Source organism: Pantoea sp. X-Soil-TKNS-1211 (genome assembly GCF_059730495.1).
Map to the genome: position 1 here is coordinate 3636844 of NZ_AP035953.1, position 19537 is coordinate 3656380.

20 protein-coding genes are annotated in these 19537 nt (G+C 56.7%); 9 read left to right on the top strand and 11 right to left on the bottom strand.

Going from position 1 to position 19537, the window contains the following annotated elements:
* Positions 1-32 precede the first annotated feature (32 nt).
* From AC6I8W_RS17095 to trmB, 3 genes are all read right to left on the bottom strand, one after another.
* Entirely contained in the window at positions 33-749 is a 717-nt protein-coding gene (locus AC6I8W_RS17095) for a YggN family protein (RefSeq protein WP_497835959.1), read from the bottom strand.
* A gap of 88 nt (positions 750-837) precedes the next feature.
* Positions 838-1164: a YggL family protein gene (locus AC6I8W_RS17100; protein ID WP_497835960.1), complete on the bottom strand. Its 327-nt coding sequence runs from the start codon at positions 1162-1164 to the stop codon at positions 838-840.
* A complete protein-coding gene (gene trmB, locus AC6I8W_RS17105; RefSeq protein WP_497835961.1) occupies positions 1164-1883 on the bottom strand; it encodes a tRNA (guanosine(46)-N7)-methyltransferase TrmB in 720 nt (239 codons plus the stop codon). Before trmB ends, AC6I8W_RS17100 begins: the two co-directional genes overlap by 1 nt.
* A gap of 154 nt (positions 1884-2037) precedes the next feature.
* Here trmB and mutY point away from each other — a divergent pair, with 154 nt between their 5' ends.
* Genes mutY through mltC form a run of 3 tightly spaced genes read left to right on the top strand, consistent with a single transcriptional unit; the run spans position 2038 to position 4526 of the window.
* On the top strand, positions 2038-3123 hold the full coding sequence (mutY, locus tag AC6I8W_RS17110) for an A/G-specific adenine glycosylase (RefSeq protein ID WP_497835962.1): 1086 nt from the start codon (positions 2038-2040) through the stop codon (positions 3121-3123).
* On the top strand, positions 3123-3395 hold the full coding sequence (locus tag AC6I8W_RS17115; RefSeq protein WP_299459904.1) for an oxidative damage protection protein: 273 nt from the start codon (positions 3123-3125) through the stop codon (positions 3393-3395). The genes mutY and AC6I8W_RS17115 overlap by 1 nt, the downstream gene beginning before the upstream one ends.
* Positions 3396-3446: 51 nt before the next feature.
* Positions 3447-4526, top strand: coding sequence for a membrane-bound lytic murein transglycosylase MltC (gene mltC / locus AC6I8W_RS17120; protein WP_497835963.1), 1080 nt, complete (start codon positions 3447-3449; stop codon positions 4524-4526).
* Positions 4527-4561: 35 nt separating this feature from the next.
* Here the strand turns inward: mltC and AC6I8W_RS17125 are convergent, their stop codons facing one another.
* The 4 genes from AC6I8W_RS17125 to AC6I8W_RS17140 all read right to left on the bottom strand — a co-directional run bounded on the left by AC6I8W_RS17125 (position 4562) and on the right by AC6I8W_RS17140 (position 10137).
* Positions 4562-6709 carry an ornithine decarboxylase gene (locus tag AC6I8W_RS17125; RefSeq protein WP_497835964.1) on the bottom strand — a complete coding sequence of 716 codons (2148 nt, stop codon included), beginning with the start codon at positions 6707-6709 and terminating at the stop codon, positions 4562-4564.
* A 493-nt stretch (positions 6710-7202) separates the two neighbouring features.
* Complete coding sequence (locus tag AC6I8W_RS17130; protein ID WP_497835965.1) at positions 7203-8531, bottom strand: NAD(P)/FAD-dependent oxidoreductase; 1329 nt, start codon at positions 8529-8531, stop codon at positions 7203-7205.
* A 28-nt stretch (positions 8532-8559) separates the two neighbouring features.
* Positions 8560-9264, bottom strand: coding sequence for an SDR family NAD(P)-dependent oxidoreductase (locus AC6I8W_RS17135; protein WP_497835966.1), 705 nt, complete (start codon positions 9262-9264; stop codon positions 8560-8562).
* 72 nt (positions 9265-9336) lie between these two features.
* The gene (locus AC6I8W_RS17140) at positions 9337-10137 is read right to left on the bottom strand and encodes an IclR family transcriptional regulator (protein WP_497835967.1); all 801 of its coding nucleotides are present in this window, start codon (positions 10135-10137) and stop codon (positions 9337-9339) included.
* A gap of 191 nt (positions 10138-10328) precedes the next feature.
* Between AC6I8W_RS17140 and AC6I8W_RS17145 the strand changes: the two genes are divergently transcribed.
* The 6 genes from AC6I8W_RS17145 to acuI all read left to right on the top strand — a co-directional run bounded on the left by AC6I8W_RS17145 (position 10329) and on the right by acuI (position 15836).
* Positions 10329-11153 carry a transporter substrate-binding domain-containing protein gene (locus tag AC6I8W_RS17145; RefSeq protein ID WP_497835968.1) on the top strand — a complete coding sequence of 275 codons (825 nt, stop codon included), beginning with the start codon at positions 10329-10331 and terminating at the stop codon, positions 11151-11153.
* A gap of 17 nt (positions 11154-11170) precedes the next feature.
* The gene (locus AC6I8W_RS17150; RefSeq protein WP_497835969.1) at positions 11171-11881 is read left to right on the top strand and encodes an amino acid ABC transporter permease; all 711 of its coding nucleotides are present in this window, start codon (positions 11171-11173) and stop codon (positions 11879-11881) included.
* A gap of 3 nt (positions 11882-11884) precedes the next feature.
* Positions 11885-12694 carry an amino acid ABC transporter permease gene (locus AC6I8W_RS17155; protein ID WP_497835970.1) on the top strand — a complete coding sequence of 270 codons (810 nt, stop codon included), beginning with the start codon at positions 11885-11887 and terminating at the stop codon, positions 12692-12694.
* Positions 12691-13440 (top strand): amino acid ABC transporter ATP-binding protein, encoded by a 750-nt coding sequence (locus AC6I8W_RS17160; RefSeq protein ID WP_497835971.1) that lies wholly within the window; start codon positions 12691-12693, stop codon positions 13438-13440. Before AC6I8W_RS17155 ends, AC6I8W_RS17160 begins: the two co-directional genes overlap by 4 nt.
* A gap of 17 nt (positions 13441-13457) precedes the next feature.
* Positions 13458-14768 (top strand): NAD(P)/FAD-dependent oxidoreductase, encoded by a 1311-nt coding sequence (locus AC6I8W_RS17165; RefSeq protein ID WP_497835972.1) that lies wholly within the window; start codon positions 13458-13460, stop codon positions 14766-14768.
* Positions 14769-14852: 84 nt separating this feature from the next.
* Entirely contained in the window at positions 14853-15836 is a 984-nt protein-coding gene (acuI, locus tag AC6I8W_RS17170; protein WP_497835973.1) for an acrylyl-CoA reductase (NADPH), read from the top strand.
* A 68-nt stretch (positions 15837-15904) separates the two neighbouring features.
* On the opposite strand, the gene AC6I8W_RS17175 is transcribed toward acuI, so the two are convergent.
* The 4 genes from AC6I8W_RS17175 to AC6I8W_RS17190 are packed head-to-tail and all read right to left on the bottom strand — an operon-like array spanning position 15905 to position 19523.
* On the bottom strand, positions 15905-16684 hold the full coding sequence (locus AC6I8W_RS17175) for a heme ABC transporter ATP-binding protein (protein ID WP_497835974.1): 780 nt from the start codon (positions 16682-16684) through the stop codon (positions 15905-15907).
* Positions 16677-17678: a FecCD family ABC transporter permease gene (locus AC6I8W_RS17180; RefSeq protein ID WP_497835975.1), complete on the bottom strand. Its 1002-nt coding sequence runs from the start codon at positions 17676-17678 to the stop codon at positions 16677-16679. The genes AC6I8W_RS17175 and AC6I8W_RS17180 overlap by 8 nt, the downstream gene beginning before the upstream one ends.
* Positions 17671-18495 carry a heme/hemin ABC transporter substrate-binding protein gene (locus tag AC6I8W_RS17185; protein ID WP_497835976.1) on the bottom strand — a complete coding sequence of 275 codons (825 nt, stop codon included), beginning with the start codon at positions 18493-18495 and terminating at the stop codon, positions 17671-17673. The genes AC6I8W_RS17180 and AC6I8W_RS17185 overlap by 8 nt, the downstream gene beginning before the upstream one ends.
* Positions 18492-19523, bottom strand: a complete 1032-nt coding sequence (locus AC6I8W_RS17190) for a hemin-degrading factor (RefSeq protein WP_497835977.1) — start codon at positions 19521-19523, stop codon at positions 18492-18494. The genes AC6I8W_RS17185 and AC6I8W_RS17190 overlap by 4 nt, the downstream gene beginning before the upstream one ends.
* Between the last annotated feature and the right edge of the window lie 14 nt (positions 19524-19537).

Below are 19537 nucleotides of genomic sequence, written 5' to 3' on the forward strand. Positions count from 1 at the left end.
GCAGCGGCGCGATTTATCGCGCCGCTACGAAATTAACCTTTGAAACGTTGCACCAGACCTTTACGCTGCCCTTCCAGGTCCGTCACGCGGTTACACACCTCATGACCAAAATTCTGGAAATCCTGCTCCTGCTTGTTCCATTCAGTTTGAATCGACTGCTGTAAACCACCGAGATTACCCATTAGCTCCTGCAACGGGTTGTTACCACCGCCAGACTGTTGGCTGCCCATCTCGTTCAGGCTGTCCTGCAAGATGCCACCCATGGTGCTTTGCACCAGCTTTTCACCGTCGGCACGCACCTGATCAATTGCCTGATGATGGAACGTCAGACCATCGCTACGATGCTCGATGATCCGGTTCATCTGCTGCTTCAGCTGACCATCCAGCTTGCTGAGACGGTTACGCACGTTGCTGTTTGGCCCCAGTTTTTCAACAATCACCTGGTCCAGGGCTACACGACTGCGCTCCAGGCGGGAAGTCGCCCCCTGATCGATCCAGGGTAAATCACGGCGCAGTGCGTTTTGATAGTCGATCGCTTTCTGGCGTGTGGCATTATCAACGCTTACTTTCTGACCATTGAACTGCACATCACCCTGCGGCGAGATTTCGAGGTTGCCGTTCTCTCCCACCACCTGCACGCTCTGCGGCTTAATAATCACATCATCTTGTGGCTTAACGCTGCATTCATAAGCAGCCTGAGCCTGAGTCGCCGCCAGCAATAACGCGGCGAGAAGCGCTTTACGAACCATGAAATCTCCTGCATCCATATATCGATCATAGCGGCGCAATTTATCGCGCCGCTACGGGATGAACCGATAAGTACCGTTTACAAGATTCTTAGTCCCACCAAACATCAAAGAGTTCAGTCACCTGCACGTCCGTCAGCTGACGATCCTGTAACCATTTGCGAACCAGCTCGCGATGTTCATCGGTGCATTTTCCGGTCTGTTGCAGGCATACCAGCCCTTCCCATACCAGGTAGCCGCTGCCATCGTAGGCCAGACCATTCGGATCGATCACCTCGTTGATGAACGCATCCAGGGTGCTGTCAATCTGTTCCTCGCTGGTGCCCTCGGCAAAACGCCAGGCAACAGAGAAACCCAGTTCCTGAAACTCATCAATGTGCAATTTTTTACGTAAACGACGACTGCGCTGTGTAGCCATTATTTCACCCTCTCAAACATCAGATCCCAAACACCGTGGCCCAATCGCTGCCCGCGTTGCTCAAATTTAGTTAACGGACGCGTTTCCGGACGCGGCACGTAATCATGGCTGGTTGACTGATTGTGATAACCATCAATACTGCTCAGCACTTCCAGCATGTGCTTCGCATAGGCCTCCCAGTCAGTCGCCATATGGAAGACGCCGCCCAGCTTCAGCTTACGCATGACCAGCTCGGCAAACGGCACCTGCACAATGCGACGTTTGTTATGACGCACTTTATGCCACGGGTCCGGGAAGAACAGCTGTACCATACGCAGCGAATTATCCGGGATCATCTTCTCCAGCACTTCGATAGCGTCATGGCACATCACGCGCAGGTTTTCCACGCCCGCTTCTTTTGCCGAACCGAGGCAAGCCCCCACTCCCGGCGCATGCACTTCAATGCCGAGAAAGTTCTGATGTGGGTTATTTTTCGCCATCGTCACTAACGACGCCCCCATACCAAAACCAATCTCCAGTACCAGCGGCGCATCGCGACCGAACAGCGCCGTCAAATCCAGCGGTTCCGGCTGATACTCGACGCCCATCTCCGGCCAGTATTGATCGAGCGCCAACTGCTGTCCCTTGGTTAAGCGCCCCTGGCGGCGCACAAAACTGCGGATACGGCGTAATGGCCGCCCGTTCTCATCAAATTCTGGGGTGATGACGTCATTAATCATGTCAAAGCCTGTTGATTAGCGTGTTCAGGGAAACGCGCATTATGCAAAGTTCAATAGCAGAAGCAAGCCTTTGCAAACTTCCGGTTTACACCCTGATGTCTGTATGCTGGAATTCCTGCCTGAGTGTAGAGTAACCACGGAAAATTTCCTTCTTATGATGCAAGCGCCGCAGTTCGCGCAACAGGTGCTGGACTGGTATCAGCGCTTTGGTCGCAAAACCCTGCCCTGGCAGCAGGAGAAAACGCCGTATAAAGTATGGCTCTCTGAAGTGATGTTGCAGCAGACCCAGGTTGCCACCGTCATTCCCTATTTTGAACGCTTTATGGCGCGCTTCCCCACGGTTGCTGACCTGGCGGCTGCGCCACTGGATGAAGTCCTGCATCTGTGGACCGGTCTCGGTTATTACGCCCGTGCGCGTAACCTGCACAAAGCGGCAAAACAGGTGGTGGATAAGCACAGCGGTGAGTTCCCGCGTAACTTCGATGATGTGGCCGCGTTACCCGGTGTTGGTCGTTCCACTGCGGGGGCCATTTTATCACTGTCGCTGGGCCTGCACTTTCCCATCCTCGACGGCAATGTCAAACGCGTGCTGGCACGCTGCTACGCCGTGGCTGGCTGGCCGGGGAAAAAAGAGGTGGAGAAACGTCTGTGGCAAATTAGCGAAGAAGTCACACCGGCGCTGGGCGTCAGCCAGTTTAATCAGGCAATGATGGATCTCGGTGCGTTAGTGTGTACCCGCTCACGTCCGAAGTGTGAGATTTGCCCGCTCAGCAGCGGCTGCGTCGCCTATGCCAACACCAGTTGGGCCAGTTATCCCGGCAAAAAACCCAAGCAGACGCTGCCCGAACGCAGTGGCTGGTTTCTGATGATGCAGCACGGTGATGATGTCTGGCTGGAGCAACGTCCACCAGTGGGCCTGTGGGGTGGCCTGTTCTGCTTCCCGCAATTCACCACCGAGCAAGCGATGATCGACTGGCTGGCAGAGCGTGGCATTCACGCCCGACCACAGCAGCTCACCGCCTTCCGCCACACTTTCAGCCATTTCCATCTGGATATTGTGCCTATGTGGCTGGCATGGCCTTCGTCCGGGTCGCTGATGGATGAAGCAGGCGGTCTCTGGTATAACTTAGCGCAACCACCGTCAGTGGGTCTGGCTGCGCCGGTCGAGCGCCTGTTGCATGAACTGCGACATCCCCAGCAACTGGCACTGCATACGCGAGTGACCGAAGAGGAAGAGTAATGAGCCGCACCATTTTTTGTACTTATCTGCAACGCGACGCTGAAGGTCAGGACTTTCAGCTTTATCCTGGCGAGCTGGGTAAGCGCATCTACAACGAAATCTCCAAAGAAGCCTGGCAGCAATGGATGTCCAAGCAGACCATGCTGATCAACGAGAAAAAGCTCAACATGATGAATCCAGGCGATCGCAAAGTGCTGGAGCAGGAGATGGTGAATTTCCTGTTTGAAGGCAAAGATGTGCACATTGAAGGTTACACACCGCCGGAAAAATAAACTTTCTGGGCCTCACCTTGAGGCCCTTTTCAGGTCAGGCTTGCATTAACAATGAATAAAAAATTGATCGCCCTGCTGGCAATCGCACCGTTGTTGGTTTCCTGCTCCGGACACAAACAAGGGCAATATCACGAAGAGTGGGTTAAGGACACCAACGGTTTCGACATTCTGATGGGTCAGTTTGCCCATAACATTGAAAATATCTGGGGAATCAATGAAGTTCTGATCGCTGGCCCAAAAGATTACGTCAAATATAGCGACAACTATTACACCCGTAGCCATATCAACTTTGATAGCGGCAGCATTACCATTGAAACCATTTCCGGCACTGATCCGATGGCGAGCCTGCGCCAGGCAATCATCACCACGCTGTTGATGGGTGACGAACCGGGTAATGTCGATCTCTATTCAGATGCCAACGATATTCAAATCAGTAAAGAGCCGATGTTGTACGGCCAGGTGCTGGACAACACCGGTCAGGCGATTCGCTGGCAGGGCCGTGCTGGCAGCTTTGCTGACTATCTGATTCAGAATAAACTACAGAAACGCACCTCGGGCCTGCATGTTATCTGGTCTGTAACCATTCCAATGGTGCCCAACCATCTCGACAAACGTGCGCATAAATACTTGCCAATGGTGCGCAAAGCCGCTGAAGAATATGGCGTGGATGCGTCGTTGATTCTGGCGATTATGCAGACCGAATCGAGCTTCAACCCCTATGCAGTGAGCAACTCGGATGCGCTGGGGCTGATGCAGGTGGTGCAGCATACCGCAGGGGTTGATGTGTTCCGCATGAAGGGTAAATGGGGCAAACCAAGCCGCAGTTATCTGCTTGATCCGGAAAACAACATCGATGCCGGTACGGCCTATTTGTCGTTGTTGCAGAACACCTATCTGGGCGGGATCCAGGATCCGGTATCACGGCGTTATGCGGTGATTACTGCCTATAACGGCGGCGCGGGCAGCGTGTTGCGCGTGTTCTCCAGCGATAAAGATCGCGCGTTTTCCATGATTAACAGTATGTCGCCGAGCCAGGTCTATCAGACGCTGACCACCAACCATCCATCAGCAGAATCACGTCGTTATCTGTACAAAGTGAACAGCGCTCAGCGCAGTTATCACCGGTATTAACAGCAGAGGAGCGGCCCTCAGGCCGCTCCCGGCGATTAAATCATCATATTCGCCACTAAATGCTTACGTCCGCTGTCATCCTCTTCGGTGTATACCCCCTGCAACTCCGGTGAGAAGCCCGGCAGCAGGTTGATCCCCTCTTCCAGTGCGAGGAAATAGCGCTGTACCGCCCCGCCCCATACTTCTCCTGGCACCACGCATAGCACGCCCGGTGGATAAGGCAACGCACCTTCAGCGGCGATACGCCCTTCCGCTTTGGCAATCGGCACCAGCTCAACATCGCCGCGAATATACGCCTGATGCGCATCCTGCGGGTTGACCTTGACCGGCGGGAAGCAGTCTGCACGGAACATGGCTTTTTGCAGATCTTTCACGCCATAGCTGACGTATAAATCATGCATTTCCTGGCACAGGCGACGCAGAGTATAGCCCTGATAACGCGCCATATTTTTGCGATACACACTCGGCAGCACCTCCGCCAGCAGCGCATCTTCTTTCACGTGCTGCTCGAACTGCTCCAGCATCGCCACCAGATGCGCCATCTTCTCAGCACTTTCCGCAGGCGTCAGCAGGAACAGGATTGAGTTGAGGTCGCATTTCTCCGGCACGATACCGTTTTCGCGTAGATAGTTAGCCAGAATGGTCGCCGGAATACCGAACGCGGTGTATTCCCCGCTGGCCGCATCAATGCCTGGCGTGGTCAGCAGCAGTTTGCAGGGGTCCACCAGATATTGCTCGCTGGCATAACCGGCAAAACCATGCCATTTCGCCCCAGGTTCGAAGCTGAAGTACGCCGGATCGGCGGCAATCGTCTCGGTTTCCGCTGCCTGCCACGGTTTACCGTACACCTGCTCCGGCAGGAACGGCTGGATCATCTCGCAGCGTTCCAGGATCGCTTTACGCGCATCAATGCCCAATGTGACGCACTCGTGCCACATGCTGCGGCCCGCCTCACCCTGATGCATGCGCGCGTTGATATCCAGCGCGGCGAATAACGGATAGAACGGGCTGGTCGAGGCATGCAGCATAAAGGCGTTGTTCAGGCGCTTGTGCGGGCAAAAGCGTTTCTGTCCACGCAGATGGTTATCTTTCTTGTGAATTTGCGAGGTCTGCGAGAAACCGGCCAGTTGCTTATGCACCGACTGAGTGACGAAAATTCCCGGATCGTTCTCGTTCAGCTCCAGCGTCAACGGCGAGCAGCCTTCCATCAACGGAATAAATTGCTCGTAGCCCAGCCAGGCAGAATCAAACAGGATGTAGTCACACAGATGGCCGATGCGATCCACCACCTGACGTGCGTTGTACACCGTGCCATCGTAGGTGCCGAGCTGGATGATCGCCAGACGGAACGGACGCTGCTCTTTGGCACGCTTCGGTGCGACTTTCTTCACCTGCTCGCGCAGGTACGTTTCGTCAAAGCAGTGCGCATCAATACCGCCAATAAAACCGAACGGGTTGCGCGCCGCTTCGAGATATACCGGCGTAGCGCCGGCCTGAATCAGCGCACCATGATGGTTGGATTTATGGTTGTTGCGGTCGAACAGCACCAGATCGCCGCGCGTCAGCAGCGCGTTGGTCACCACTTTGTTGGCGCTTGAGGTGCCGTTCAGCACGAAATAGGTTTTGTCGGCGTTGAAGACTTTCGCCGCATACTTCTGCGCATCTTTGGCGGAGCCTTCGTGGATCAGCAAATCACCCAGTTTGACATCCGCGTTGCACATATCGGAACGGAAGACGTTTTCGCCATAGAATTCATAGAACTGACGACCGGCGGGATGCTTTTTGAAGAAGGCTCCGCCCTGATGCCCCGGACAGGCAAAGGTGCTGTTCTGCATATCGACATAGCGCGTCAGAGTGTCAAAGAACGGTGGCAGTAGCTCAGCTTCATAAGCCTGTGCCGCTTCTTCTAACGCGTCCCACTCCTCCGGCGCGCCGTTGATTTCAGCAACCACGCCCGGCAGTTGCAACACCTCTTCGTCAAAGGCATTGGCAACGAATACCGGCAGGTTGAAGCCGGTCTGGCGCAACAGCGCCAGCACGCCACTGCGCGTATCCGCCAAAGAGACGACAACAGCCGCTACGTCGGTAAAGTCAGTATTGTCCAGCGTCACCACGTCGCGCATGGTGTTCAGGCTCAGGTTCGGCGCTACAGCAGCGCTGGCAGCAATTTTTAGTGGTGTCATAACACAAATCCCCAGAGGTCAAGGATGAGTGGGTGCCAGTGGCACAGCAATGAGGAAGATTCCCCGGCGAATAACGTCAGACGGATGGGTGCAAACGTGGGTCACAGCCGCAACCGATAGACATCAGTAAAGTCAGATCGCGTCTGTCTTTACTCATGTCCAACAGCGAGCGCGAAGCTGGCCTCACCGCATGGTGAGCGAGAAATACGAACAACAGATGACGGAGGAACGCTTGCGGCGAAGCGTACGGGAACAAGTGCAGATGCGCATTGTACCGACCATGGCGGCGTCCTCAGTAATAAAGGGGGTTGATAACCATCAGGGGCGCAATAATGTCATCTTTTTTTTGTCGTAACAACCCGTTAGCCGCAATTTTTATATATACGTAAGACTTTGATAAAAAAAGACTTTCATTATTTAACAAAATTAAAAATGCTTAATTATCCGCACCTTATGCAAAATTATGCAAGGTGCGGATATTGATAACAAAGCATTACAACCAATGCTGCGCGCGAATCTTCTCGCCATCGCTAAAACGGCTGAAGCGGAACGGATGGGCATCCACTGATGGCGTGCTGTTCAGCACCAAATCTGCCATCAACTGACCAGCGCCTGGCGCGATGCCAAATCCATGCCCGGAAAAGCCGGTTGCCAGATACAATCCGGCCACCTGATCAATCCCGGAGATCACCGGAATGGCATCCGGCATAGTGTCGATCAGCCCGCCCCAGCACTGCGCCACCGGCAGATCGCGCAACGGCGGCAGCAACTCTGCCAGGCTGTGGCGCATGCGCTGCACGATCAAGGGATTAATCAGCGGATCGAGCACGCGCAGCACTTCATAGATCGATCGTTTATCCGCCTGACCGGGCTTCCAGCGCAATGCCTCATCGACAAAACGCTTGCCAAGACGCAGCTGCAACGATTTACGCTCCACCCAAAATGCGGGCATAAAGCGCGGGCTAAAACGTAACGAATCCAGCGTGATATCGGCGGTATTGGTCGCCGAACTGGCCACCGTCAGGCCACCATCCAGCCGTTTACGCAACGCGACGCTACCGAAGCTGGCGCATACGCCGGGATCGAAATCCACCGGACGCGTACGTAACACGGTCGACAACACCTTCAGCTGCGGCAGCGTCACGCCCACCCCTTGTAACAACAGACGTGACCAGGCACCACCCGCCACCACCACCTGCTGACAACGGATCGCGCCGTGCTCAGTGACCACTTCACTCACTCGGCCATTGGTACGTTCGATGGTGCGTACCGCGCAATGTTGTTGCAGATTCAGCCCCTGCTCCATCGCTGCCGCCACCATAGCCGGAGCCGCTTTTTGCGGCTCGGCGCGTCCATCCAGCGCGGTATATAACCCACCGGGATAGCTGCCCTGTAGCTGTGGCAGATGCTGACTCAACTGTTGCGGCGTCAACATCTCGCTGTGAATGCCGTAGTGTTGCGCTTCATTGACCCAGCGCTGATGCCGCTCGCGCTGCTGCTCGGTGCGTGAGGCGTAAACGATGCCGTTGCGACGAAAACCCGTTTCGCGGTTTAAATGCGCATTCATTCCTTCCCACAGCTGCATGCTGAGGTTGATCAACGGTAGCTCGCGCAAATCGCGCCCGGTGCGGCGACACCAGCCCCAGTTGCGGCTCGACTGCTCCGCCGCTACCGTGCCCTTCTCCAGCAGCACGGTGCTGATACCGCGCTGCACCAGCGACAACGCGGTCGCCACGCCGATAATCCCACCACCAATCACCACCACATCGGCGCTCGTCGGAAACGTTTCCGAAGAGGGAACTGCATCAACGCTGGGGCCCATGATTATTTCCTCGTCAGGTAAAAGGGCATCAATAGTTATCTTCTACCGTCCAGTTCACCGGAATTTCGGCGATGCTGGTGGTGGTGGGTAATTCCAGCACCGTACGGATCAGGTGCGCCAGATCTTCCGGCTGGGTCATTTTTTCAGCGGGCACTTCAGTCAGCGCCGTGCCCATATCGGTGGCGACAAAACCAGGGCAGATGGCGGTGCAGCGAATGCCATCGGCATCACCGATTTTGCGCAGCCCGTGGGCCAGCGCCAGCGCCGCATATTTGCTCATGGCGTACAGGCTGGAACGTTCCGCTTTGACGCGTTTACCGGAGAGTGATACCAACATCACGATGCGCCCGGCCCCGCTGGCCTGCAAATGAGGCCACGTCAGGCGACTCAGGCGCATCGGCGATTTGACGTTGACGTCAAAGGTGCGATCGAACTCGTCGTCAGTGGCTTCCAGGATCGACAACGGCAGCATCATGCCGGCGTTATGCACCACCGCATCGATACGACCGAATTTCGCCATCGTGGCATCCACCCACGCTTGTTCAGTGGCCGCATCGAAGGCATCAAAGCGGCACACCAGCTGGTTTTCGCCGTCACTGATGACTACATCCTCGGGTGAACGGCAGCCGAGGCTCACCGCCCAACCGTTTGCCAGCAGATTGGCGGCAATCGCCGCCCCGATACCGCGGCTGGCCCCACTGATTAACGCGACTTTACGTGTTGATTTGCTCATGGCTCTCCCCTGTAAAATTTTTTGCGCGATAAATCGCGCCGCTACCGAATGTGCAGAATTTATCGCGCGTTTTTACAACGATGCCCGCAACCGCGTATCCAGCGGGCTGATCAACGGCGCAATCGCCGCCACTTCTTCTTTCAACAACGCCACATAACGTTGCTGCACTTCAGAATTCAGCCGTGGTGAAAGAAAGGTCAGCCCCAGCGACCCCACCACACCCGCACCGGACACCAGGATCGGCACTGCGATCCCGGCGATCCCCGGAATCAATTCCCCAGGATCGATGGCAAAACCCTGCTGTCTCGTCTGCTCCAGCTTGAGCTGCAAGGCTTGCGGCGTCAGTTGCGGCCAGCTGTCGAGACGTGCCCGGTTACGCGCCAGAATCGCCTGCTGCTGCTCCTCCTCCAGAAACGCGAGGATCGCCAGGCTGCCCGGCCCGAGACCCAGCGGCACCGCGCCGCCCACCGAACCGGTCAGCGTTTGCATCTGATATTCACTGTCATAACGGTCGATACACACCGAATCATCACGATCGCGCGCCATCAGCATCGCCGTTTCACCGGTCTGCTGCCGTAACCGCTCCAGCGCAGGCTGGAACTGACGGCGCAGGCCAGGTCCGCGCGCGGCTTTGGCACCAAACACCAGCAGCTTGGTACCCAGTCGGTAACATTTGTCGCTTTGTACCTTCTGCAACAGCTGATGTTCCACCAGCGAATTGAGAATGCGATGGCAGGTGACTTTGTTGAGGCCGGAAAGATCACACAGCGTTTTCAACGTCGCCCCTTCACTACCCGCATCTGCCACCAAATCGAGCAATATCACCGCACGATCCAGTAGTTGTACCCCATTTTTCCCCGAATTTTCGCTCATCGGCCTCACCGCTAAAGTTCCACATTGTGAAACTTTAAATCATAAGATTTCAATATATGGTTTTTTGTTGACTAATTTTCTAGCAGATTTCATATTCGGTTGACAAGTGAGCAACGCGTTTCAACAAAAAAAGTCGCTCACAGAACAAAATTTACAACACCTGCAGATTCACCCCGACAGAGGAAATATCTATGAAAAACCATCGCATGCGTATTCTGGCGGCCTCGATGTTGCTGTTGGCTGCCCCGGTAATTACTCACGCGGACACCCTGTCCGACATCAAGGCCCGCGGCGTATTAACGGTCGGGGTGAAGAATGACTACCCGCCTTACGGCTACATGGACAACAACGGCAACACCGTCGGCTTTGAGATCAGCCTGGCGCGTTATATCGCCAACGAGCTGCTCGGCTCACCAGACAAAATCAAGCTGGTGCCGGTGAACGCCTCCAACCGCATGCAATTCCTCAATTCCGGGCAAATCGACCTCATCATGGCAACCCTTGGCGTCACGCCGGATCGCGCCAAACAGATCGATTTTACCGATGAGTACGTTTCCGCCGCTGGCCCATCGATTCTGGCGCGCAAAGCGGTGAAATTTACCCAGTGGGAGCAACTGAAAGGCCAGAAAATCTGTGGCATCCAGGGTTCTTACTTCAACAAAACCGTGACTGAAAAATATGGCCTGCAACTGGTGAACTTCACCGCGTTGCCGGAAGCGTATCGTGCGTTGCAGGACAACCGCTGTGTGGCGATGGTATTTGATGATATGTCGCTGCAAAACAAGCTGAAAGAACCGGGTTGGAGCGATTACAAAATCGCGGTGAAACCCTATGAATACCTACCGATGGCCGGTGGACTGCGTAAAGGTGATGATGCCTTCCGCGCCGCCGTCGATAAAGCCATTGTGAAAGCTGAGGGCGAAGACAAGCTGATTGGCTGGGAAAAAGAGTTTTCTATGCCAGCATCGCCGTATATCGCCAAACGTGCGGAAGCGGCGCGCGCAGCGGCTAAGTAAGCCGTCAGGAGCGAAATATGTTCGGACTCGATTTCTCCTGGCTGCTCGACCCCACGTATCAGCAATGGCTGCTACAGGGCGTGTTGCAAACGCTGGAACTGGCAGCGCTCTCTTCGGCGTTCGCCATTGTTATCGGCCTGTTGGGTGCTTTCTGCCTGACGCTCCGTCTCGCGTGGCTGGATGCCAGTATCGAGCTGTTCGTCGAGCTGTTTCGCAACACGCCGCCTCTGCTGCAAATGTTGTTCTTCTACTTCACGCTGACGCAGATTGGTTTTACCAGTGAAGATCCGGTGACCGGCCTGGAGGTGCCGCTGATTAGCGCCTTTATGTCGGCCACCGTATCGCTCAGCCTGTTCGGTGGCGCGCTGTGTATCGAAGCCTTTCGTTCTGGCTTCGATGCAGTGCCGAAAGCCACGCTGGAAGCGGCGCGCTCGCTCGGCTACACGCGCTGGGGATTGTTCCGTCATGTGCAGGTGCCGATCGCCGCGCGCATCTGCCTGCCACCGCTCACCAATGTGCTGACCAACCTGTTCAAAACCACCTCACAGGCGTCAGTGATCACCGTCCCGGAACTGATGTATGCCGCCGGACAGATCTACAACGACACTTTCCGCACGCTGGAAGTGATGCTGCTGATCCTGGTGATCTATGTGGTGCTGGTAAGCCTGGTGGTGTGGCTGATTGGCTGGGTGCAACGCGCCCTCGCGTATCCTGGTTATGGAGCCTGATCCATGAGCGATATTCTCTATCTGAAACGTAAAAAGCAGACACGCCACGCCTTTCTGTTTATTGGCTTGTTGATCCTGCTGTTCAGCATGGTGACCGACCGCGGCGGCGAGTGGCGTCAGGTGTGGGAAAAACTGCCGCTGCTGCTCACCGGTTCGATGCACGGCTGGCCGCTCAACGGCGGTTTTATCCTCAACATCTTTATCGGTATTGCCAGCATGGCGATTGCCACGGTGCTTGGGCTGTTTCTCGGTTTGCTGATGATGGCGAAGCGCCGCTGGCTGAGCATACCGGCACGCGCCGTAATGAACTTCCTGCGTAACGCCCCGTGGCTGGTGCTGCTGTTCTCGATGCTGTATCTGCTGCCCTATCGCGTGGAGTTGCTGGGCTTACAGTTCACGCTGTCGCCGCTGTTTAAAGCGATTGTCGGCCTGAGCCTGCCGACGGCCGCCAACTTCGCCGAAGTGATTCGCGGCGCAGTGAACTCGGTGCATAGCGGTCAGTGGGAATCGGCCCGTTCGTTGGGCTACAGCCCGTGGCAAATCTATCGCATCGTGATCCTGCCGCAGGCGCTGCGCCGCATTATTCCCGGCTGGATGAACCTGTATGCGCTGCTGGCCATCTCTACCGCGCTGGCGACCGTAACCGGCGTACAGGAAGTGGTCACGCTGCTGCGCACCACGCTGGCAACCGAAAGCGAAGGCTCACTGGTCTATTTCTACGTCACCGTGCTGCTGATGTTCTTCTGTTATTGCTATCCGATTGCCCTGCTGGCGCGTCGGCTGGAAAACCATACCAAAGGGGATGCCATATGATCGCTCGCACTCCGTCCCTGATCGAGCTGGACAATATTCACAAATCCTTCGGTAACACCGAGGTGTTAAAAGGCATTTCGCTGGAAGTCACCAAAGGCGAAGCGGTGTGCATTATCGGGCCTTCAGGCTCGGGTAAATCCACCATTCTGCGCTGCATCAATGGCCTGCTGCCGATCGACGATGGCTTTATCCGCGTCGGCGAGCACCGCGTGCATGAGATTGAAAGCGAAAAAGCGATGCGCCCACTGCGCCATCAGGTGGCGATGGTGTTCCAGCAATACAACCTGTTCCCGCATCGCACGGTGCTCGACAACGTGATGATGGCGCCGATGCAGGTACTCAAGCATCAACGCGAAGCGGTGCACGAGCGCGCGCTGCGTCTGCTGAAAAAAGTGCGGCTGGAAGGTAAAGAGGCACGTTATCCCGGCGAGCTATCTGGCGGTCAGCAGCAACGCGTCGCCATTGCCCGAGCGCTGGCGATGCAGCCAGAAATCATCCTGTTTGATGAAGTTACCGCCGCACTGGACCCGGAAACGGTGAAAGAGGTGTTGAATACCATTCGTGAACTGGTGGATGACGGTCTGACCTGCCTGTTGGTGACCCATGAGATGCGCTTTGCGCGCGAGGTATCGCACCGGGTGTGCTTTACCGACCAAGGCAAAATTGTGGAGATGGCGCCCCCGGCGCAGCTCTTTGACGATCCGCAGGATGCGCGCACGCGCGAGTTCCTCGGCCAGGTGTTGTAACGGAGTTGAGAGACATCATGTCTGATCAGGCAATTTTTACTGAAGATTTCAAAACCACCCCGTACTGGTGGGAAGCCGCGCCGCCGGAAACCTGTCGCGATCCGCTCCCGGCGGAAACCGAGATCGTGATCGTGGGTTCCGGCTTTGCCGGGCTGAATGCGGCGATCGAGCTGGCACGGCACGGCAAAAAAGTGGTGGTACTGGAGGCTAACGAGCTGGGCAGCGGCGGCAGCACCCGCACTGGTGGCATGATCAGCAGCGGACAGAAACTGGTGGTGGGCGGTGCAATTAAAGGCATCCCACCGGAGCTGTTCCAGCGCATGATCGCTGACTCCATTGCCTCCTTTGCCTTTATTCAGGATCTGGTGCGCGAGGAGCAACTGGACGCGGATCTGTTTATTGGCGGCCGCTATTTTGGCGCACACACGCAAAAGCAACTTGCCGGTTTATATCAGATGGGCGATATCCTGCATCGCGTTACCGGCGTCACGGTGCATAAGATCGAGCGTGCCACTCAGGCACCGATCATCGGTTCCGATTTCTATCACGGCGGCATTCTGGTGGATGAGTACGGCGGTGTGCATCCAGGCAAATACAACCGTGCATTACGCGAACTGGCACGTAAGCTGGGAGCGCAACTGTTTTCCCATGCCCGTGTGACCGGCGTGGAAGCGGAAGGTGGCAGCAAGGTGATTTACACCGAACGCGGCACGTTGCGCGCGCGTCAGGTGATTTTCCTCACCAATGGCTACACCGATGCGCAAGCGTCACCCAATCTGGCAAAACGTATTGTGCCGGTGAAAAGTTACCAAATCGCCACCGAGTCGCTGCCGCCCGAGTTGATGGCGAAGCTGATCCCCGGTGGCCGGATGATCACCGATAGCCGCCGCGATCTGATCTACACCCGTCCGTCGCCAGACGGCACCCGCCTGCTGTTTGGATCGCGTCCCGGCATTATGGATTGCGATGATAAAACCGCTGCGATCCGCATTCGCCAACGTATGCTGGCGATCTGGCCGGAACTGGCCCCCTATCGCATCAGCCATGCCTGGAGCGGTTATGTGGGCATGACGTGGGATAAAACTGCCTATGCCGGAGAGATGGATAACGCGCGTTTTGCCGTGGGCTGTAACGGTAATGGCGTGGCGCTGATGAGCTGGCTGGGTTATCGCGCCGCACAGAAGTTGCTCGGCACCGAACCGCGTCCGCTGTCGTTTGAGCGCAACACCTTTAAACCGATCCCGCTGTACGGTGGGAAGCCGTGGTTTTTACCGCTGGTAACCGGCTGGTATCGTTTCAGGGATGCGGTAGATAAGGCGCGGGATTAAGGTCATTCGCGCCGCTACCCCACTGGCAGCCTTTAGGTTGTGGGAGTACCATAACCCCACTTTCCTCAACCAGCCGGAGGCTGCATGTTTAAGGCACTGGTCATTGATAATGACGAACAGGGATACCGTACCACCCTGAAAGATCTGGAAGAAAAACAACTACCAGATCAGGATGTCACGCTCGAAGTTAGCTATTCCACCCTTAACTACAAAGACGCCCTCGCCATCTGCAATAAAGGCCCGATCGTACGCCAGTTCCCGATGGTACCCGGCATCGATTTTGTAGGTCGGGTGATCAATAGTCGCCATCCACAATGGCAGCTGGATGATGTCGCGCTGCTGACCGGCTGGGGTGTCGGCGAGAAATATTGGGGTGGACTGGCGCAGAAGGCCAGTGTCTCTGGTGACTGGCTGGTCAAAGTACCTTCCGCACTCAGCCCACTGCAAACCATGGCGATCGGTACAGCCGGGTTTACCGCCATGCTGTGCGTGCTAACACTTGAAAAACAAGGGATTACGCCGCAGCACGGTCCGGTGCTGGTTACTGGTGCCAGCGGTGGTGTCGGCAGCTTCGCCGTCAGTCTGCTGGCGCGACTTGGCTATGACGTGGTGGCCTCCAGCGGCCGTGCCAGTGACAGCGACTATCTGATCTCCACCCTTGGTGCTAAGTCAGTCATTGACCGCAATGAACTCAGCCAACCCGGCAAGCCACTGGCAAAAGAGCGCTGGGCCGCGGCTATCGATAGCGTGGGCAGCCATACGCTCAGCAACGTGCTGGCGGGCATCAAACGTGATGGTGTGGTGGCCGCCTGCGGTATGGCGCAAGGGTTGGATCTGCCAACCAGCGTCGCCCCCTTTATTCTGCGCGGCGTGATCCTGGCGGGCGTGGATAGCGTGATGTGCCCACAACCACTGCGTCAGCAGGCGTGGCAACGCCTGGCGGAACTGGTGGACGGCGAGCAATTGCAAAAACTCACCCGCGTGATTCCGCTAAGCGCGGCTCGCGCAGGGGCGGAGCAATTGCTGGCGGGTGAGGTGCGTGGACGTTTGATCGTCGATTGTCGATAACATTTAGCCAAAATAGCGCGATAAATCGCATGCAACCGTAGCGGCGCGATTTATCGCGCAAATGTTATTCAGGCCCGCAGCTGAATCTGCGGCCTGCCCTGTTCCACCTGCCGCACCACATCCAGCTCCGCCTGATACCATCGCGTCAGCGTCTGCTCGGTCATCACATCCTGCGGTGCCCCCTCTGCCACCAGCGTTCCCTGATGTAACAGCAGAATACGATCCGACCATAACGACGCCAGATTGAGATCGTGCAATACGGTACACACGCTAAACCGACCATTGCGCGTTAAGCGGTGCAGCAGGCGCAGGCTGTGCTGCTGCCAGAACAGATCCAGTGCCGAAGTAGGCTCATCCAGGAACAGCCAGCCACGCGGGCCATCCTCATGCCACAGCTGTGCCAGCACCCGCGCCAGCTGCACGCGTTGCTGCTCGCCGCCAGACAGCGAACGATAATCACGTCGCGCCAGCTCCAGACTACCGGTGATATGCATAACTTCCTCAATCACCGCTTGCGATCCCGCAGTCGGCCAGGGAGCACGTCCCATCGCCACCACATCTTTAGCTGGCATCGGGAAGGTCATGCTGTTTTGCTGGCGCATCACTGCACGCCGCTGGGCCAATGGTTCACGCGGCCAATTCGCCAACGGAGTATCGCCCAGCCAGCAGTCACCGACTTCCGGTGTGAGAAAACCGGTCAGCAGACGCAGCAACGTGGATTTCCCGGCACCATTTGGGCCGATCAACGCCACCATTTCGCCCGGCTCCAGCGTCACTGAAACATTATCAATCAGCGCCCGATCGCCGTGACTAAAGTGCAGACCGCGTGCCTGCATCCGATCACTCATTTATCCCCCTCTGCTGGCGCAGGATCAGCCAGAGAAACCACGGACCGCCAATCAGGCTGGTTAACAGACCTACCGGCATTTCTGCCGGGATCACCACCGTACGCGCCAGGGTATCCGCCAGCAGCAACAGGATCGCCCCTGCCAGCGCCGATCCCGGTAACATCCAGCGATGATCGCTGCCAAGGCAGAAACGCATCACATGCGGCACCACCAACCCGACAAAGCCGATGATTCCACTCACCGAGACCGCCGTGCCGACCAGTAAGGCGCTAAGTACCAGCAACTGACGCTGGGTGCGCTTCACATCGATCCCCATGTAATGCGCATCTTCTTCACCGAGTTGCAGCAGGTTAAGACGACGTGCACGGGTCTGGATAGCGATCAAAGCCGGTAAAATCAATAGCGTACACACCGTCAGACTCGGCCACTGTGCCGAGCTGAGGCTACCCATGCCCCACAGCGCCAGCTGGCGCAGCTGTTGATCATTACTGATCCACGACAGCACCCCCACCACCGCCCCGCACAACGCATTGATGGCGATGCCCACCAACAGCAGACGTGATAGATTGCCCAAGGCCAGACGGCTAAAGCTGAAGATCAGCAACGTCACCACCAGGCTGCCAACAAAGGCCGCCAACATGGGTAGCCACAGGGCGAGGATCGGCGGCAGAGCCACCGGCACGATAATTGCCAGCGCCACTGCCAGACCGGCTCCGCTGCTGATACCCAGCAAGCCCGGATCGGCCAGCGGGTTGCGGAAAAGTCCTTGCATCACCGCACCGGACACCGCCAGCGCCATGCCGAGCAGTACCGCCAGCAACACGCGCGGCAGACGGATATTCAGCCAGATCTGCCACACCATATCGCTGAGCGGTGCGTGCCACAGGGTACGGAACGACAACGGCATCGCGCCAAAATTGGCGGCCATCAGCATACAAATCACCGTGCTGATGGACATCAGGCTGAGCCAGCGCAGTACCGCAACGCTAGTCATGCTTTGCCGCTTCGGCTGCGTGACGTAGCCTGACGATGGCATCCGGCGTGTCGAGGCCAAAGCTCAGCAGCGCCATCTCATCCACCACCAGCAACGCGTGATGCTGCCCGGCTGGCGTTAACGCCAGGCCCGGCAGCGACCAGACTTTCTCTTCACCACCGAGAGTACGCAGTCCATCCTTGCCGACCACCACCAGATCCGGCGCGGCAGCCACCACGCCTTCCTGCGACAGCGGCTGATAATGCGGCACGGCAGCCATCGCATTCACCAGACCGGCGCTGCGAATCGCGCCATCAGCCCCAGTCTGCGATCCCGCCGCCAGGGTGTTCATGCCGCTGTGCGCCATGATAAACAGCACCTTCACCGGCAGCGGCTGACTCGGCAGTTGCGCCAGTTGCTTCTGCACTTTCTCGGTCAGCGCTTTGGCAGCCTCTTCACGATGCAGCGCTTTGCCGATGGTAGCGATCTTTTCCGGGATTGCGTCGATGCTGTTTTTGCCGGTGACTTCCACCACCTTTACCCCCGCCTGTTCCACCTGTTGCAGCACCAGCGACGGTTTTGCCAGTTCGCTACTCAGCACCAGCGTCGGTTTCAGTGCCAGAATGCCTTCCGCATTCAGCTGACGCATATAACCGATATTCGGCAGCTTATTCACCTGGGCAGGCTGCTGGCTGGTGCTGTCGCGCGCCACCAGATCCTGCTGGGCATCCAGCGCGTAAACGATTTGCGTGACATCTCCGCCAATGGAAACCACGCGTTCCTCTGCCAGCGCCGGCAACGCCAGCGCGGTCAGCAACAACAGGGTCAGACGTTTCATGCGGCAGCTCCTGGGGTGGTGAGCAACGCCAGCTGTTCACGCCAGCGCGCCTGCTCCGGCGTACCTTCGCTGCGCTGGCCGTAAAGTTGCGCGATCTGCGTGCCATCAGCGGCGAACAGTTCAAGGCTGGTAACGAAGCCATCGCCGCTCTGCTTACGCGTCACCCAACTTTCACTGATGTGATCCGCCAGCAGATGTAGCGTGAATGCCGGGTTGAAGATGTTGATCCAGTTGTCCATCGGCATCAGTTTTTCTACCGCACCGGTGAAGATTTGTGTGCAGCCACGGTTGCCGACAAAGATCATGATTTCGTTGCCATCTTGCTGCGCCTGATTCAGCAACTGTGCCAGTGAGTCATTGCTAACCTGCCAGGCCAGATCGTCCGCTACCGCGCGGAATGCCTGCTGACGCGAAATGTTATGGCGCTTCAGCAAACCGAAGAATTGGTGCACATCGGTCATGGCACGCCATTCGGTTTCAATCGCGCTGGCATCAACAATGGTGCTGTGCTGCGGGCCGCTGGCCGGTGTGAGTTCCAGTGCGGCGTGGTCGTCGGTGGTGAATTGGGCAATCAACGCATCCCAGGCGGCGATGTCGGTGTTGTCGGTGGTATAGATTTTCAGCACCGCGTCACCGTGCCTGTCAAAAATCTGGATGCTTTGACGTTCACCACGCGCAGTCATTTCTTGCAGGAAGAAGGCGCTATGCCACTGCTGGGGAAACAGACGCTGATCCAGTGCGCGCGGGTTGAGGATCAGTCCAGCATGTTCGCCGAGGTGCAGGTTTTCATATTTTCCTACCTGCTCATGCACCGCGTATTCGTTACGGGTGATGCTTTTGGTTTCGCCCACCGCTTCAAGGGCGGCCAGCAGCGCCGGGAAATCGGTTTTCAGGGCCTTTACATCGTGGCCGAGGCGCGCTTCACACAACTGCGCTTCGCCAATGCCCATCAACGCCGCCAGATCGCGGGCGTATTTTTTCGGATGTTCGCCTTTCAGGGCCAGATAGTGTTCGTAACGTTCGTTCATTGCGCATGCTCCCA